The sequence below is a fragment of the Methanoregula sp. genome (assembly GCF_041663825.1).
In the GTDB taxonomy this organism is placed as follows: Archaea; Halobacteriota; Methanomicrobia; order Methanomicrobiales; family Methanospirillaceae; genus Methanoregula.
Window position 1 is genome coordinate 1 of the sequence record NZ_JBAYLY010000047.1, and the last position, 15411, is coordinate 15411.

Consider the following 15411-nt stretch of genomic DNA (forward strand, 5'->3'; position numbering starts at 1 on the left):
ATGTTACCTCGGTATCTACCTTCGAGGAGAACCTGGTGGATTATACCTCTGCATCCGTGTCAAAGGAAGACACTGCGATCATCGGCATTATCAAGAAACGGGTGAAGATCAAGGATAAGGAGATAAACGAACTGATCATCTGGATCGATATCCGACAGCTCTTAAACGATATTGACTCGGTTCTGTAACAGTATAATCAACTTTCCTTGTTTTTTCGGATTTCGACCCTGGGCCAGATTATATGCATCCGTTTCCGTGATCCCATGACAAAAATTTCTGTATTGTATGTCGATGACGAACCGGCACTCCTCGAACTGGCACCGCATTACCTTAAACGTTCCGGGTTGTTATCGATCACGACTCTTGATTCTGCAAAAAAAGCGCTTGAAGAACTCAAGGTGCATTCGTTTGATGCGATTGTCTCCGATTACCAGATGCCGGAGATGAATGGTATCGAATTCTTAAAAAAAATCCGGGAACAGTCCAACGATATCCCGTTTATTCTCTTTACGGGAAAAGGGCGGGAAGAAGTAGTCATCGAAGCCTTCAACTGCGGTGCTGACGCGTATCTCCAGAAAGGCGGTGCCCCAAAGGCGCAGTTTGCTGAGCTGGAACAGAAGATCAAGATCAACGTGGAGCATCGCCGCTCCCAGCTGGCACTCTCTGAATCGGAACAAAAATACCGGCAGCTGGTTGAGAACGTACAGGAATGCATCTTCATTATCCAGGATGAAAAATTTGCTTTCTACAACCCGAAATTTTATGAAATCGTCACAAGCTGTGGTTTTACGTCCGAAGAATTTTTCTCCCGGCCATTTTTTACCTTTGTACACCCGGAAGATCAGCCCGCCTTGCGCGAGCGGTATCAAAAAAGGATCGAGCAGGGCGAGAAAATTTCAAGGTACCCGTTTCGGATAATCAACAAAAGAGGTGAGATTTACTGGTGGGAAGTCAATGCGATCAGGATTGTCTGGAATGGCAAACCCGCCACCCTGAATTTTTCCCGGGATATTTCTGAGGCATATCACCTCAGGGAACTGGTGGAAGAAAGCGAAAGCCGGTACCGGGAACTCGTAGAATCGCTGCCAAAAACGGTGATTGAACTTGATAAACGATTTAACGTGATTTTCATGAACCGTGCCTGCAGGGAAAAATGGGGGTATACGGATCCAACAAATACCACCCCGTTCTCGGCACTGGATTTGATACACCCCGATGAACGTTCTCGTATCCGCGACATGTACGTGCAATCTCTCAATGGAACTGTCCTTCCCGTTCATGAAGTGATAGCACAGAAACGTAATGGCAGCACGTTCCCGATGGTTGTGTATAGCACGCAGATTCACCGGAATAAATCGGTTGAAGGATTCCGGTTGGTCTGTGTCGATATATCCACATCAAAAAAATTGCGGGATCAACTGGTGCAGGCAAACAGCAAACTGAACCTGATGTTTAAAATCACCCTGAATGATCTCAATAATAAATTAACCGCACTCCGGGGATACTTGGCTCTCACAAAGGAACACACGGACGATCAGCAGGCCCTTAGTTATTTACAAAAAATCGAGGGCATCACGGATTTCCTCCAGGGTCAGGTACAATTTACCAAAACGTACCAGGAGATTGGACTGGCTGACCCCGAATGGCAGCCGGTAAAAGAAGTTATTGCGCAGTCCCGCATGACACATTTTCTTGAAAATATAACAATCAGGGTTGATGTGCGAAATGTTGAGATCTATGCCGATCTTCTTCTTGAAAAAGTATTTTACAATCTTTTCCATAACTCGCTGTGCCATGGGGGGCACGTGACTTCAATATCCATATCCTGCCGAAAAACCGGGCAGACACTCGTTATCACTTATGAAGACAATGGAGTCGGCATCCCGGTAGAAGATAAATCCCGACTGTTTACCTGCGGTTTTGGAAAGCATACCGGCCTCGGGTTATTCCTGATCCGGGAAATTCTTGCTATCACGGGCATGTCGATTGCTGAAACCGGTGAACCCGGCAAAGGTGCCCGGTTTGAAATCTATGTCCCGAAAGGAAAGTACCGGCTTGCATCAGATAACCTGCAACCAGTTGGTTGGAAAGTAACGTCGTAGATTTTTAGCATCCATTTTTTCTGGAGTGGCCCGGAATCACCATTGCCCAAAAAATACTTTTAATAAATTAGATATAGTCAACCTTCAAACGTTGACATATGCTTCTGCCTATGGACGAAAAACAGTTCGCGTTCTGGAAGATGCGTCGCAGTGGAACACCGAACATTACGATTGCCAACCTGCCCGGCATCTCCCGGCAGGCCGTCTCCAAGGCAGTGCTGCAGCAATCGGTACGGTTATTGCACTCTATCTGCTGGTGATGTGCATCCTGATCTTTATCGGCTCAACCGTCATGGGGATCACGATCACCGGCCTCTCTACCTACGGAAAGACTGAATCCATTCCCGCAATGTTCGAAGAAAAACGAAGGGGTATTGAGAACGCATGACAACCGGCGATCAGAAAAACCGTAATGAAAACGTCCTGAAGATTGAACACCTCACCAAGACCTTTGACAACAGAAATGTCCTCGAAGATATCAGTTTTTCCGTTAACAAGGGCGAGGTATTCGGCCTCTTAGGCCCGAACGGTGCGGGCAAGACCACGCTCATCCGGACCATTCTCGATATCTTCCGGCCCGATGCCGGGACGATCTCGCTCTTCGGCAGGACGTTCTCTGATGATATCAAGGACGCCATCGGCTACCTGCCCGAAGAAGGAAGCCTGGATAAGGAGATCCCGGTCTCGGAGTGTATCCGGTATTTTGCAAAACTCAAACATGTGGATGCGATCGACCGGAAGATGGACGAGTGGCTGGAGAGACTGGATCTCACGGAATACCGGGACAAAAAGATCCAGGAACTGAGCAAGGGCATGCACCGCAGGCTCCAGTTCATTCTCGCGGTCATCCACCAGCCGGACCTTCTCATCCTTGACGAGCCGTTCTCGGGACTTGACCCACTCAATATAAAAACCCTCAAGGATGTTCTCCTTGACTTACGTGAAAACGGCACGACCCTGATTATGAGTACGCACCAGATGGACGAAGTGGAACGGATGTGCGACCGGATCCTCATGCTCAATAACGGGAAGACAGTGCTCTACGGCAGCCTTGATGAGATCCGCCAGCAGTTCGGATTATCGATCGAAGTCCGCTACGAAGGCCGGCTCCCGCATATCGACCATATACTGAGTATCAACGACTCCGGCAACATTGCGGAGCTGATCGTGGAAAAGGCTGCCGACACCCAGGCCATCTTAAAAACGCTTGTCGCCAGCGTTACCGTGAAGAAGTTCGAGGTAAAGCAGCGGTCCATGAACGAGATATTCCTTGAGGTGGGCCGGCGATGACGGCAAAATCCCTCGTGGTCGCAAAATTTGAATTCGTAAAGACCGTCCGGCGCAAAGGTTTCATTCTCGGCACGATCGGGCTCCCCCTTCTGATGCTCTTTGTCATCGGGCTCTCCCTGTATACCGGTGCCGGGATCGGCACGGGAGCAACGAACCAGACAACCGGGTATGTCGATGCTGCCGGTTTTATACAGGCAACGCCCGGCTTTGTCCAGTACCCCGACATTGCAGCCGGTAAAGCGGCACTGGTAAAAGGCAATATCCATAGCCTGTTGATCGTGCCTCCGGATTATATCCAGACCGGCACGCTCACGATCTATACGATGGACAACTCCCTGATCGGATCCGCGGGCTCCAGCCAGTCCGTGCAGGAGTTTATGACAACGAACCTCCTGCGGCACGAGAATGTTTCCGACCAGGCTGCGCAGAAGATCCTCTCCCCGGTATCACCCACGGTGATTGTCCTTGATGAAGCAGGGAATCCCAAAGGCGACCGGGAGATTCTTGGGTTCATACTGCCGTTTGCCCTCACGATGGTTCTTGCTATAGGTATCCTCACCTCGTCCGGTTACCTGATGCAGGGAATCGGCGAAGAAAAAGAGAGCCGCCGGGGCGAGTTCCTGCTCTCCCACTGCTCGGCTGAAGAACTGCTCGCAGGAAAAATCCTCGGGTATGCGGGAGTGAGCCTGCTCCAGATCACCGTCTGGGTCGCGATCGGCCTTGTCGTGATCGCCGCAAGCCCGTTCGCGGAGGTATTCTCAGGACTCCAAGTGACGTGGCTCGTGTGCCTCGCGGTCATTTACTTTATTCTCGGGTACTTCCTGTTCTCTGTCTCGATCGCCTGCGCGGCATCCCTTGCTCCCTCGGTCAGGGAATCTCAGCAGGTCTCAGCAGTCTTCTCGATGTTTGCCATCTTCCCGCTCATCTTCCTCCAGTTCCTCCTGCAGGATCCAAATTCCCTCCTGATGCAGGTCCTGACATATTTCCCGTACACCGCGCCGTTCGTTGCGATGGTTCGGCTCACGCTCGTGACGGTACCGCCATACCAGATTATCGTGAGTATCGCCATTCTTGTCATCTCCATTGTAATCCTGACAAGGCTTGCCGCACGGATCTTCAGGATGGGCATGCTGACCTACGGGAAACGGGTGTCACTCAGGGAAGTCTGGGGATTTCTCAAAGAAAAATAAATTTTTATGAGGCCGATGGAGGGTGAGGGGGCCAGCCCTCAAAAATCCAGTGACAGCACAACGATTCTCCTGATCGTATGAGGATACGATTATACCGGGTTTGCCGCTTTTGCATCACCAACTCGCGGACAATCCCGGATATAAAGCGATCCCGGGGGTAATCCACAGCAATGGAGGTTTCGATACATTCATCTCCAGAAAAACGGGAATCTTGTATCTGTCACATATGGCTGCACATGAAGACCGGTACACCCGGATTCGCGAATTTCTCCAGAAACGGTACCCCGAGGCGGTTTCCATCTCGCTCATCGCACGGGAACTGGGAATGAACCGGGGGTCCGTTGCAAAATACCTGGAAGTCCTCCAGTCGCACGGTCATGTCGTGATGAAGCCGTTTGGTAAAGCCAAACTCTATACCTCCTCGAAAAATGTCCCATTTGACGATCTCTTAAACTACCTGTCCGACGCGATCGTCATCCTCGATTCCGGGCTCCGCATCCTGATGGCCAACCGGAGTCTACCTTGATGGACAACGCGACCACGTACCAGGAGATGCGCGACAGGATTCTCGGCCTGCTCAAGCAGCACGCGCCCCGGGCGATCCCGATCCAGACGATCGCCCGGGAACTCGCAATCGACCGGAGAACTGCTGCCAGGTATCTCGATCTCTTCACACTGAGCGGGGATGTCAGTATGGATCGCTTCGGGCCGAAGAAACTCTACCGGCCGTCGCAGCGCGTGCCCCTGCCGGAGATCTTCGACCATTCCCCGAACGCGCTCGTGATCCTGAACGCTGACCTCCTGGTGAACATGGCGAACTCGAGTTTCGTCGCCGCCCTCGGCATTAACCCCTCCCACACACTGGTCGGCGCGCCGCTCTTCGACCTCAACCTTCCTTTTTTCTCGGACCCAGCGGTCCAGCGGAATATCGAGCGGATCCATCGATCGGAGACGTACCTGGATAAGATGCAAGTGATAGACGAGCGGACGGGCAGGCTCTTCCTCGCAGCGTTCGCGCCGATCATCTCCCCGACCCTCGGCGAGGGGATCATGGTCAGCCTCCAGGACATCACGGCGGTGAGAAAGGCCGAGATCGATCTCAAGGACTCGGAGAAGAAAATGGCAACCCTCTTCGAGTCTGTCCCGAGCGGGATCATACTTTTTGCGGCAGACGGAGCGATCCTCAACGCGAACCGCGCGTCGCTGCGGGTTCTCGGTCTGCGCGCCCCCGCCGATATGCGGATCACGAGCATCTTCGACATCGCCTGTTACCGGACGAAGCTGGAGTCGCTGATCCAGAAGGGGCGGGCTACCGAGACCGAGCTTGCCTGCGACTTCGAGCGGTTGCGTCGGGAGCAGGGGATCCAGAGCACGAAGAGTGGCATCGCCTATTTTGATGTAGTCTTTACCCCGGTCCTTCCCCACAGTGGGGGGCCGGCAAAGGAGTTCGCCATCCTCTTCAAGGATATTACGGCCAAGAGGCGCGCGGAGAAGGACCTGAAGGAGCGGCTCAGGGGCGTCTCCAGTAACCTCCCCGGAATTATCTACCAGTTCTACGCCAGGGATACCGGCGAATGGGGCATTTACTACGTTGACGCGCGCTCCGCGGATATCTTCGGTCTCAACCCCGAGCCGGTCCGGAACTGGTTCCAGCGGTTTTCCGCGTGCATCGCCCCCGAGGACCGCGACCGGTGGGACGAATCGACCCGTGAGACCGTTCACAGGCGCGTCCCCTGGGACTTCGAGGGTAAGTTCCTCAAGCCATCGGGGGGCGAGATATACTTCCGTGGCATTTCGCAGCCCGTCCGGCTGGAGCACGAGACGGTCTGGAACGGGATCTTCCTTGACATCACCGACCGCAAGATGGCGGAGGAGGCGCTGCAGCAGAGCCATTTTCTGGAAACCCGGTACCGTTCGTTCTTCGAGGACACCTGCAATGGCATCCTGATATACGAGCCTGTCGACGAAGGCAGAGACTACCTCATCAAAGATGCCAACAGGGTGACGGCGAACCTCCTCCGCACGAACCGGGCCGATCTGGTCGGCAAGCGGCTCTTTGACGAGTTCCCCGACCTCTCGACCCCCGAGATCAACGAGCTCCTCCTGCGAATACTGACGACGGGGCGGCCCGAGGTCGTCGCACCGCTCCGGTACCGGGAGCGGGACGACTTCCCCCTGATCTCCCACTACGTCTTCAAGCTCCCGTCGGGGGAACTCGCCTCGTTCATGATAGACGTCTCCGAGGTGCTAGAGGGAGCGGAAGGGTTACAAGGCGCTGGTAAGGACGCTACCAACGGATCAAACTGCGACTGCGGGGACCTTGGTCCCGTCAACCCGAGCTGAGCGGCGGGGTCGTGAACATATGGGACCGTCGGCTCCATTTCACATTCCCTCCGGACAACGCCGAGAGCTGGCCTGAGCCCCATCGAAAGCGGGTCTCATTCTGAGAGCAGCTATCTGGAGAACGGCGGAGCTCTCCCGACCAGGAATCCATTCGCAGCGTCACCACAAGGGTCTCCACGAGATCATCATCCGCTGTGTGATGGTATGGTACTCCGCGTTTTCGGGTTCTGTCGCCCTAAACAGGTTGGTGGGTATTTTAATCAAGGGGGTCTTTGATCCACAGAGAATCGCGCCTTTAAGAGATCCAATGTCAATTTTGGTTTATCGCCATGTTGCGTGGCATAAAACAAGAGGTGAAATGGTGAAAATAGGAGTAATTGGAGGAACCGGCGGGCAGGGCCTCGGCATTGCGACCCGGTTCGCACAGGCTGGAGAGGAGATCATCATCGGCTCGCGGACGCTCGAGAAGGCCCAGGCCGGTGTGGATAAAGTGAAGGAACTGCTCGGCAACGTCAAGAACGTGAGGGCAGCGACGAACGAGGACGCGGCCAAAGAGGCCGACGTGCTGATCCTGACCGTGCCGCTCGTGGCGCAGAAGGACACGCTCCTCTCGATCAAGGAGGGCTCGAAGGGCAAGCCCCTGCTCGACGCGACGGGGCCGCTCATGTCGGCCATCGGCGGCTCGGCCACGCAGTGCATGATCCTGCCCGAAGGATCGGCCGCGCAGCGTGCGCAGGCAATCCTGCCGGATGCGAAGGTGATCTGCGCGTTCAACAACATCTCGCAGACGTGGTGGATGCAGCTCAAGGAGCCGATCGACTGCGACTGCCTGATCTGCGGCAACGACAAAGATGCGAAGGCGATGGTGACCCCGCTGATCGAAAAGGTCCCCGGCATCAAGGTCGTCGACTGCGGCAACCTCGAACGGGCCAGTATCATCGAGAAGATCACGCCCCTGCTGATCGGCCTCAACATCCGGAACAAGTGCCAGTTCGGCGGCATCCGGATCACCGGCCTCGACAAGGGTCGCGTCTGCTAGTATCGCCATTTGAACATCAGCAATCTGTCAAACAACAGGAGGTAACATCATGAAAGGCTATGCAATGATTAAGAGTGGAGAAGCCGGGTGGGTAAACAAGGATAAGCCGAAGTGCGGTCCCCGCGACTGTATCTGCCGGCCGCTGGCACTTGCGCCGTGCACATCGGATGTCCACGTCGTGTGGGAGAACGCGATCGGCGAGCTCCCTGGCCGCATCCTGGGGCACGAGGCCCTGGGGATCGTCGATAAGGTAGGGAGCGACGTCAAGCTCTTCAAGCCCGGTGACAAGGTCATCGTGGGCGCCATCACACCAGACTGGGACAACGAGGCCGCTCAGCGCGGGTTCTCCTCGCAGACCGGCGGCATCATGGGGGCCTACGAATTCACGGCCAAGAAGGACGGCACCTTCGCCGAGTACTTCCACGTGAACCAGGCGGACAACAACATGGCGATGCTGCCGGACGGCATGGACCCCGTCGCAGGCGTCATGATCACCGACATGATGACCACGGGCTTCATGGGCGCGGAAAACACGAGCATCCCGCTCGGCGGGGACGCCGCGGTCATCGGTATCGGGCCGGTCGGCCTGTGCGCCATCGCCGGCTTGAAGCTGAAGGGCGCCAGCAGGATCTTCGGCGTAGGGTCCCGCCCGGTTCCCGCCAAGGTCGCGAAGATGTACGGCGCGACGGACATCATCGACTACCACAACGGCGACACGGCCCAGCAGATCATCGACAAAACGGAAGGAGCGGGCGTTGACGCTGTTGTCGTTGCCGGCGGTGGCCCCGACATCCTGATGGACGCTATCAAGATGGCGAAGGCCGGGTCGAAGATCGCGAACTGCAACTTCTTCGCGGGGGCAGACACCCTGCCGATCCCCCGCCTCGACTGGGGGAGCGGCATGGCGAACAAGGACATCATCACCGGCCTGTGCCCCGGCGGACGGGTCCGGCTGGAGCGGCTGGCCAAGCTGATCACCTATGGCCGCTTCGACCCGATGCCCATGGCGACGCACGTCTTCCACGGCATCGACCACATCGAAGAGGCGCTTCTCATGATGAAGAAGAAGGCCGGCGACGTGATCAAGCCCGTCGTCCTGTGCGAATAAAAACCACTCTATACGGGACGCATCTCCATCTCAAATGATCGTGCAACACAGTTGGGGTCATGACAGTGGTGACGGGACCCCGCAACGTGGGTCCCTTCCCTCCCCCGCTGTTTTTTTGAGAATATCGCTGTTTTCGACGCACACCCCGACGACGGCGCTGATCGCGAAAAGACGTGCGGCCGAGATTGAGCTGGCCATCGACTTCGACTGCATGAGGCAGGAGCAGATCCCGTGCACGAAGCCCGACGCGGCCTCCCTGACGCAGTCGTCACGCCGATCCGGCGCGACGGCGGTGGTGGTCCGGGCGAGTTCGCGAGCCTGTTTAGAGACATCACGCAGGACCGGTACAAGCGCAGAGACCTGGGTTCCCAGGAGATCCGGGACCCCTCATAACGGAGATAGATATTATGACAATGATTGGCATGCAGGGACGGGCCGTGGCCGTCACGGACGCCCAGTATGGAATCGGCGTGCAGATAGGCGAAGGATCTGCAGAGAGGGACGATAACGCGCACCATTACGCAGCGTTCATTGGCGGGGATGACCGCAGATTATCTGTACCGCGGGTCGGACTCCTCGGCTGCGGCAATATCGGCCGCGTGATCGCGGCCCACGCCGACGGCTTCGAGGTCGCGGCGCTCTACGACCAGACGCACGAGCTGGCGCGGGAACTCGGAAGCCGCTGTGGAGGGATGGCCTTCGACTCTTTCGATTCGTTCGCAGCCGCCGATCTCAACCTCGTGGTCGAGGCCGCGTCGCCGGCCGCGGTGCGGGCATACGGCGAGGCCGTGCTCCGCGCCGGCAAGGACCTGGTGGTGATGTCCGTCGGCGCGCTCGCGGACGCCGCCTTCCTCGCGCGCCTCCGCGAGGCGGCGATCGCGTCAGGCCGAAAGGTCCGCATCCCAAGCGGCGCCGTGATGGGCCTCGACAATCTCAAGATTGGGCGCATCGGTGGGATCGACCGGATCATCCTGCGGACGACCAAGAACCCGGCATCGCTCGGGCTCAAGGTCACCGAGCGCACGCTCGTCTTCAAAGGGAGGGCCGAGGAGTGTGTCAAGGCCTATCCGAAGAACACCAACGTCTCGGCCGCGATCGCGATCGCGGCCGGGCAGGAGATCGAGGTCGAGCTCTGGGCGGACCCAGCGGCGGATCGGAACGTTCACGAGATCGTCGCCGAGGGCGCGTTCGGCGATGCGCATGTGCGGATCCGTAATGTGCCGAGCCCGGACAATCCTGCAACCTCGTACCTCGCGGCCCTCTCGGTCCTGGCGCTGCTCCACAACCTCGGCGAGCCGATCGTGGTCGGGACGTGACGTCATTCGCACGACCCATGACACCGGGCGAAACCCGCGAGGTCCGGACGGCGTACGATGTTGGTGCTGCCGGCATCCACCGCCTCTTCCCTGCACTTTAAGCCCCTTCCCGGGGCCCATGTATTTGTCGTATGCGCGGGGGCGTGAGGGGACTCTGCCGCCGTGGTCGCAGGACTCGTTGACACACCGGTTATAGGCATCCCTGTCAGTGTTGGTTATGGATAGAGGGGAGAGAGACGGGCGGCACTGGCGAGCATGCTCCGGTCCTGCTCGGTTATTGCCGTCATCAACATCAATGCCGGCTTCACGGGCGGTGCCTTTGCCGCACTGATTGCAAACACGGGAGTACGATCATGAAACGCGGATTTTATATCGGAAGGTTCCAGCCATACCACAACGGGCACCAGTCCGTGCTTGAACATATCTCGGATAAAGTCGATGAGATCATTATCGGTATCGGCAGCGCGCAGTTGTCACACCAGGTGGACAACCCCTTCACTGCCGGCGAACGGGTACTGATGATTACGCACGCACTCACCTCACTCGGATGCCCCTATTATGTCATCCCCATCGAAGACATCCAGCGCAATGGCCTCTGGGTGGCCCATGCCCTGTCCATGGCCCCTCCATTCGATATCTGCTATTCCTCAAACCCACTCGTTGTCCGGCTCTTCCGGGAGGCCGGATTCAACGTCCAGTTACCGGCAATGTATGAACGGGAGACCCTCAGCGGTACGGAGATCCGCAGGAGAATACTGCATGATGAGCCCTGGAAAAAACTCGTTCCCCCTGCTGTCGCACAGGTACTCAAAGAGATCGATGGTGCCGGACGGCTGCGCCAGATTGCACGGGACGATTAACTGGCATATATACAAGGAATCTCTTTCAGCAGTGTACAGAGGATGCACATTGTATACTCCTGAAATAATTTCTTATAGATCTTTGCTTACGAACACATGAACGTTTCATCATCAGACTCACCACTCAAAAACCCGGGCAGGAATCGGTCGGATACCCTGAGATTCGAGATATCGTTTGAATTCGCTATCCCAGTTCCCGTTTTCATCGATCCGATGAGCGCCGAACTCGCTGCCATGATCCATGATCAGTTCACGAAGCGGGCATATCGATCCATATTCCCGAAGTGCTCGTTCGACGATGGCTATTGAATTCTCTGTATTGATGGTAGCAAATTCATCGATTGCCAGGATCTTTCGTTAGGAGTCATCCAGGACCGCACAGATCTTGAGTCCGGTGATTGGATCTTCATGCCCGTCGATGTGTCCGGCTGGCATGCTATGCTTTCGCTCATAGCGTACCCATTTCCGCAGTTTTCGTTTTGATGCTTCAGCTCTGGCGAGTCCCCGGTCCATCAAATACCTGTGTATGCGGTTATGAAAAAAATTAGGACATAGGCCTTCCGAATGAGCTTTTCCAACATACTCGCTCCATACCGGAATCGTCGGTACGCTTCGTCTATCACTGATTCATCAGCAGTTACCGGTTTCTTCGGTCGACTTATAGACTCCCCGATGATTGGAATTACTCCTGTTGAACGATACTGCCTCCAGAGTTGATCCACTCGTCTCCTCGTTATGTGCTGGATCTTCGCTATTATTCCGGAGGATTCTTTCCTTTCCTTTTGATGGATTATCCCCAGTATTATCTTCTTGGTCCACTTCATCGTTGAACTGATCTTCGGCTCAACGTCTGATATAGGAAATACTTTTGGGACTGTACAAAATTCTGATGTTTGCAAAGGAAAATTTAGAGAAGTATTGATCCTTGTCGATCATCAGATACAACGGTCTGACGACAAAAGACGTGCCGCTGCCGGTAGGGCACTCCACCAAATCTTCCATGGTCTCTACGACGAGGGTGAGGACACCGGGTTTATCCTGTATTGACGCTGCCGTAAAAGCCTATCTCACGGTCAGTGCAGACAGCGAGGTATATCCAGGTGCGGGCTGCAGGCGGCCATCCGCCGTTGTGAATATTCCGATGTATTCATTTCCAAATAAAGGAATCAATGGATAAGGCAGATGTTTATGACAGAAGACCAGGACCGGTACTCCCGGATCCGCGAATTCCTCCAGACAAAATATCCCGAGGCGGTTTCTATCTCCGTCATTTCCCGGGAACTGGGGATGAACCGCGGGTCGGTTGCAAAATATCTCGACGTCCTCCAGTCCCACGGGCATGTGGCGATGAAGCCGTTTGGCAAGGCAAAACTCTACACAACCTCGCAGAACGTCCCGTTCGACGATCTTTTGAACTATTTGTCCGATGCGATCGTCATCCTCGACTCCGGGCTCCGCATCCTGATGGCCAACCGGAGTTTCTTTAATACGTTTGGCATCCGCAGGGACCGTAACATCATCGGTATCGAGCTCTCCCGGCTCAGCCTCGCCCTGTTCAACAACCCGACCGTACAGGAAAATATCTTGCGGATTGTCCACTCGCAGATGTTCGTGAACGAGATGCTCGTCATCGAGCAGGGAACCGAGCGGATCTTTTTAACCGAATTTGTCTCGACCGTGATCCCGTCGGTTGCATTCACCGAGAAACCCGGGATCATGATCAGCCTCCGCGATATCACGACCTGGAAAAAGACCGAGGAGGCGTTAAAGACAAGCGAACGCAAGATCCGCACGCTCTTTGAGGAAGTCCCAAACGGCATCTTCCTCTTCCACGAGGACGGGACGATCTTAAACGCCAACCGGGCAGCGCTCGACATTCTCGGCCTTACCCGGTTCACGGACCTTGCGGACTTCAAGCTCTACGACATCTTGTGCTCGAAAGAGAAGATCCAGGACCTGATAAAAAAAAGCCAGATCGCCGAGCTCACACTTTCCTGTAACTTCGACCGGCTCAAGGCAGAGACGCTGTCTGCGACAAAAAAGAAGGGGATCGCATACTTCCAGATCGTCTTTGCCCCGGTCAGCGAGAGCACGGACAATGCGCCCCGGGAATATTTCATTCTCTTTTTAGATATCACGGAGAAAAAACTGGCAGAAAAAAGGCTCAAGGAACGGTACCTCGGGATCGTGAGCAACCTGCCCGGGATCGTGTACCAGTTCTACGCCCGGGGCACCGGGGAATGGGGCTCGTACTATGTCAACGAACGCACAGAGGAGATCTATGGTGTACCGGCCGAACCGCTCAATAACTGGTTTGACCGGTTCGGTGACTGCATCGCCCCTGAGGACCGGGGGCGGTGGGGCCGGTCCATCGAAGATGTGATAAAAAACGTCACGTCCTGGGAGTTCGAGGGCCGGTTCATCAAGCCCGACGGGGAAGAGATGTACATCCGCGGGATCTCGCAGCCGGTCCGGTTAAAAAACGAGACGGTGTGGAACGGGATCTTTCTCGACATCACCGACAGGAAACGGGCGGAGGAGGCGTCGCGCCGGAGCGAGGAACGGCTCAGGGGGATCGCAGGCAACCTGCCCGGGATCGTGTACCAGTTTTACGCACAGGACGGGATGTGGGGGACCTACTATGTGGATGGCCGGTCAAAAGAGGTGTACGGCCTCGATGCCGACCCCATCGATACCTGGATCCTGCGGTACAGCGGGTGTATCGCGCCCGAGGACCGGGACCGCTGGATCCAGTCCATCGAAGATGTGATAAAAAACGTAATGCCCTGGGAGTTCGAGGGCCGGTTCATCCGGCCCGATGGCGAGGAAATGTTTATCCGGGTGCTCTCACAGCCGGTGAAGCTGAAAAACGAGACGGTGTGGAATGGGATCATCCTCGATATCACAGACAGGAAACGGGCAGAAGAAGCCCTGAAAAAAACCCAGCTCAAGGAGATGCGGTACCACTCGTTCTTCGAGAATGCCTGCAACGGTGTCCTGATCTACGAGTCGGTCCCCGACAGTAACGATTTCATCATCAAGGATGTGAACCGGGTGACGGCATCGCTCTTACGGATGCCAAAGGAGGAACTGGTGGGAAAACGCCTCTTTGAGGAGTTTCCCGAGCTCCCGGACCCCGAGATCCGCGACCTCCTCCACCGGGTCGATGTAACCGAACAGCCCGAGGTTGCCGCGCCCTTAAAGTATCGCAGAAGGGAGGATTTCCCCTGGATCTCCCACTACGTGTTCAAGCTCCCGTCCGGGGAGATTGCCTCGTTTATGATCGATGTCACCGAGGCGGTCAAAGAGGATCGGGACATGGACGGCCGGGTCGTCTCCCGCCCGGAACAATCCTGACCGGGAAGGGATCCTTCTTTTGCGCTTTTGAACATCCGTGCATCAGCAGCGGTTGGTATCCGGCCGTCCTTGTTGCCGTCCGGGTGATGCCTGACCGGGGAACCTTGCTCTAATGGCGAGCAATGCAGCAGCATGAATAATCCCCCGGTGGCTTATGTATCGGCAGGGATTGTGGGATCGGGGCGTTCCGGCTCAATGGCGAGCAATAAAAAACACGTTTATCTAGGCCTCCGTGAAATGGTGCCATGTGGAAGAAATTCCACAAAACCAGAATCGAGCAGCGGGCTCTCATGGGCAGGGCCGGTTTTCCCGAAAATAACCAATAAGGCTCTTAAACTTTCGACAGTAGTCGCCTCAATCGGTCAAGGGAAAACCCGGCTTTTCGTACCCTGATGGATAGTATACGGTGCATCTGTACATCAAGGTTTGGATCGTTAAAAAAAAACGGTCGCGTCCATGATCACCCCCCTCTTCTGGAAAAGGAGGCAGACATCATGGAAACCAAGATTGGATATTTTGCATCGATCGAACAATACAAGCCGATGGATGCGCTGGAACAGTCAGTGCGTGCGGAAAAAACCGGGTTCGACTCCATCTGGGTCGACGACCACTTCCACCCGTGGTATCACACCGATGCCCAGTCCGGCCAGGCATGGGCCTGGATGGGTGCCGTACTCCAGGCAACAAAGAAAGTCTTTGTCTCGACCTGTATCACCTGCCCGATCCTCCGGTACAACCCGGGTGTCGTGGCACAGACGTTTGCCACCCTCCGCCAGATGTACCCCAAGCGTGTCGGGATCGCGGTC

15 protein-coding genes and 2 pseudogenes are annotated in these 15411 nt (G+C 55.7%); 15 read left to right on the top strand and 2 right to left on the bottom strand.

Annotated elements, in window-relative coordinates; translation table 11 throughout:
• From WCX19_RS14120 to WCX19_RS14180, 13 genes and pseudogenes are all read left to right on the top strand, one after another.
• Positions 1 to 188 (top strand): annotated as a pseudogene (locus tag WCX19_RS14120) (chemotaxis protein CheW); the annotation flags it as partial.
• Positions 189 to 263: 75 nt separating this feature from the next.
• Complete coding sequence (locus tag WCX19_RS14125) at positions 264 to 2102, top strand: PAS domain S-box protein (RefSeq protein ID WP_373009236.1); 1839 nt, start codon at positions 264 to 266, stop codon at positions 2100 to 2102.
• A gap of 91 nt (positions 2103 to 2193) precedes the next feature.
• Positions 2194 to 2490, top strand: coding sequence for a hypothetical protein (locus WCX19_RS14130; protein ID WP_373009238.1), 297 nt, complete (start codon positions 2194 to 2196; stop codon positions 2488 to 2490).
• Positions 2487 to 3392 (top strand): ABC transporter ATP-binding protein, encoded by a 906-nt coding sequence (locus WCX19_RS14135; protein ID WP_373009240.1) that lies wholly within the window; start codon positions 2487 to 2489, stop codon positions 3390 to 3392. Before WCX19_RS14130 ends, WCX19_RS14135 begins: the two co-directional genes overlap by 4 nt.
• The gene (locus WCX19_RS14140) at positions 3389 to 4582 is read left to right on the top strand and encodes an ABC transporter permease (RefSeq protein WP_373009242.1); all 1194 of its coding nucleotides are present in this window, start codon (positions 3389 to 3391) and stop codon (positions 4580 to 4582) included. Before WCX19_RS14135 ends, WCX19_RS14140 begins: the two co-directional genes overlap by 4 nt.
• 226 nt (positions 4583 to 4808) lie before the next feature.
• Entirely contained in the window at positions 4809 to 5108 is a 300-nt protein-coding gene (locus tag WCX19_RS14145; protein ID WP_373009244.1) for a helix-turn-helix domain-containing protein, read from the top strand.
• Positions 5108 to 6925, top strand: coding sequence for a PAS domain-containing protein (locus tag WCX19_RS14150; RefSeq protein ID WP_373009246.1), 1818 nt, complete (start codon positions 5108 to 5110; stop codon positions 6923 to 6925). The genes WCX19_RS14145 and WCX19_RS14150 overlap by 1 nt, the downstream gene beginning before the upstream one ends.
• Positions 6926 to 7283: 358 nt before the next feature.
• Complete coding sequence (gene npdG / locus WCX19_RS14155) at positions 7284 to 7964, top strand: NADPH-dependent F420 reductase (RefSeq protein WP_373009248.1); 681 nt, start codon at positions 7284 to 7286, stop codon at positions 7962 to 7964.
• A gap of 49 nt (positions 7965 to 8013) precedes the next feature.
• Positions 8014 to 9072 carry an NAD(P)-dependent alcohol dehydrogenase gene (locus tag WCX19_RS14160; protein ID WP_373009250.1) on the top strand — a complete coding sequence of 353 codons (1059 nt, stop codon included), beginning with the start codon at positions 8014 to 8016 and terminating at the stop codon, positions 9070 to 9072.
• Between the two features lie 407 nt (positions 9073 to 9479).
• Positions 9480 to 10388, top strand: a complete 909-nt coding sequence (nadX, locus tag WCX19_RS14165; RefSeq protein ID WP_373009252.1) for an aspartate dehydrogenase — start codon at positions 9480 to 9482, stop codon at positions 10386 to 10388.
• Between the two features lie 38 nt (positions 10389 to 10426).
• A pseudogene (locus tag WCX19_RS14170) lies at positions 10427 to 10745 on the top strand (AIR carboxylase family protein); the annotation flags it as partial.
• Positions 10742 to 11248: a nicotinamide-nucleotide adenylyltransferase gene (locus tag WCX19_RS14175; protein WP_373009254.1), complete on the top strand. Its 507-nt coding sequence runs from the start codon at positions 10742 to 10744 to the stop codon at positions 11246 to 11248. The pseudogene WCX19_RS14170 and the gene WCX19_RS14175, both read left to right, overlap by 4 nt.
• Before the next feature lie 96 nt (positions 11249 to 11344).
• On the top strand, positions 11345 to 11557 hold the full coding sequence (locus WCX19_RS14180; protein ID WP_373009256.1) for a hypothetical protein: 213 nt from the start codon (positions 11345 to 11347) through the stop codon (positions 11555 to 11557).
• 48 nt (positions 11558 to 11605) lie between these two features.
• Here WCX19_RS14180 and WCX19_RS14185 read toward each other — a convergent pair whose 3' ends face one another.
• Positions 11606 to 11761 (bottom strand): hypothetical protein, encoded by a 156-nt coding sequence (locus WCX19_RS14185; RefSeq protein ID WP_373009258.1) that lies wholly within the window; start codon positions 11759 to 11761, stop codon positions 11606 to 11608.
• Positions 11761 to 12072 (bottom strand): hypothetical protein, encoded by a 312-nt coding sequence (locus WCX19_RS14190; protein WP_373009260.1) that lies wholly within the window; start codon positions 12070 to 12072, stop codon positions 11761 to 11763. The genes WCX19_RS14185 and WCX19_RS14190 overlap by 1 nt, the downstream gene beginning before the upstream one ends.
• Positions 12073 to 12436: 364 nt before the next feature.
• Here WCX19_RS14190 and WCX19_RS14195 point away from each other — a divergent pair, with 364 nt between their 5' ends.
• Entirely contained in the window at positions 12437 to 14605 is a 2169-nt protein-coding gene (locus WCX19_RS14195) for a PAS domain S-box protein (RefSeq protein WP_373009262.1), read from the top strand.
• A gap of 494 nt (positions 14606 to 15099) precedes the next feature.
• Positions 15100 to 15411: LLM class flavin-dependent oxidoreductase (locus WCX19_RS14200; protein WP_373009264.1), on the top strand; the 312-nt coding region annotated here is incomplete at its 3' end.

Coding starts and splice junctions, on each gene's coding strand:
- WCX19_RS14125 (WP_373009236.1), top strand. CDS start 264: ATGACAAAAATTTCTGTATTGTATGTCGATGACGAACCGGCACTCCTC.
- WCX19_RS14135 (WP_373009240.1), top strand. CDS start 2,487: ATGACAACCGGCGATCAGAAAAACCGTAATGAAAACGTCCTGAAGATT.
- WCX19_RS14140 (WP_373009242.1), top strand. CDS start 3,389: ATGACGGCAAAATCCCTCGTGGTCGCAAAATTTGAATTCGTAAAGACC.
- WCX19_RS14145 (WP_373009244.1), top strand. CDS start 4,809: ATGGCTGCACATGAAGACCGGTACACCCGGATTCGCGAATTTCTCCAG.
- WCX19_RS14150 (WP_373009246.1), top strand. CDS start 5,108: ATGGACAACGCGACCACGTACCAGGAGATGCGCGACAGGATTCTCGGC.
- npdG (WP_373009248.1), top strand. CDS start 7,284: ATGGTGAAAATAGGAGTAATTGGAGGAACCGGCGGGCAGGGCCTCGGC.
- WCX19_RS14160 (WP_373009250.1), top strand. CDS start 8,014: ATGAAAGGCTATGCAATGATTAAGAGTGGAGAAGCCGGGTGGGTAAAC.
- nadX (WP_373009252.1), top strand. CDS start 9,480: ATGACAATGATTGGCATGCAGGGACGGGCCGTGGCCGTCACGGACGCC.
- WCX19_RS14175 (WP_373009254.1), top strand. CDS start 10,742: ATGAAACGCGGATTTTATATCGGAAGGTTCCAGCCATACCACAACGGG.
- WCX19_RS14180 (WP_373009256.1), top strand. CDS start 11,345: ATGAACGTTTCATCATCAGACTCACCACTCAAAAACCCGGGCAGGAAT.
- WCX19_RS14185 (WP_373009258.1), bottom strand. CDS start 11,761: ATGGACCGGGGACTCGCCAGAGCTGAAGCATCAAAACGAAAACTGCGG.
- WCX19_RS14190 (WP_373009260.1), bottom strand. CDS start 12,072: ATGAAGTGGACCAAGAAGATAATACTGGGGATAATCCATCAAAAGGAA.
- WCX19_RS14195 (WP_373009262.1), top strand. CDS start 12,437: ATGACAGAAGACCAGGACCGGTACTCCCGGATCCGCGAATTCCTCCAG.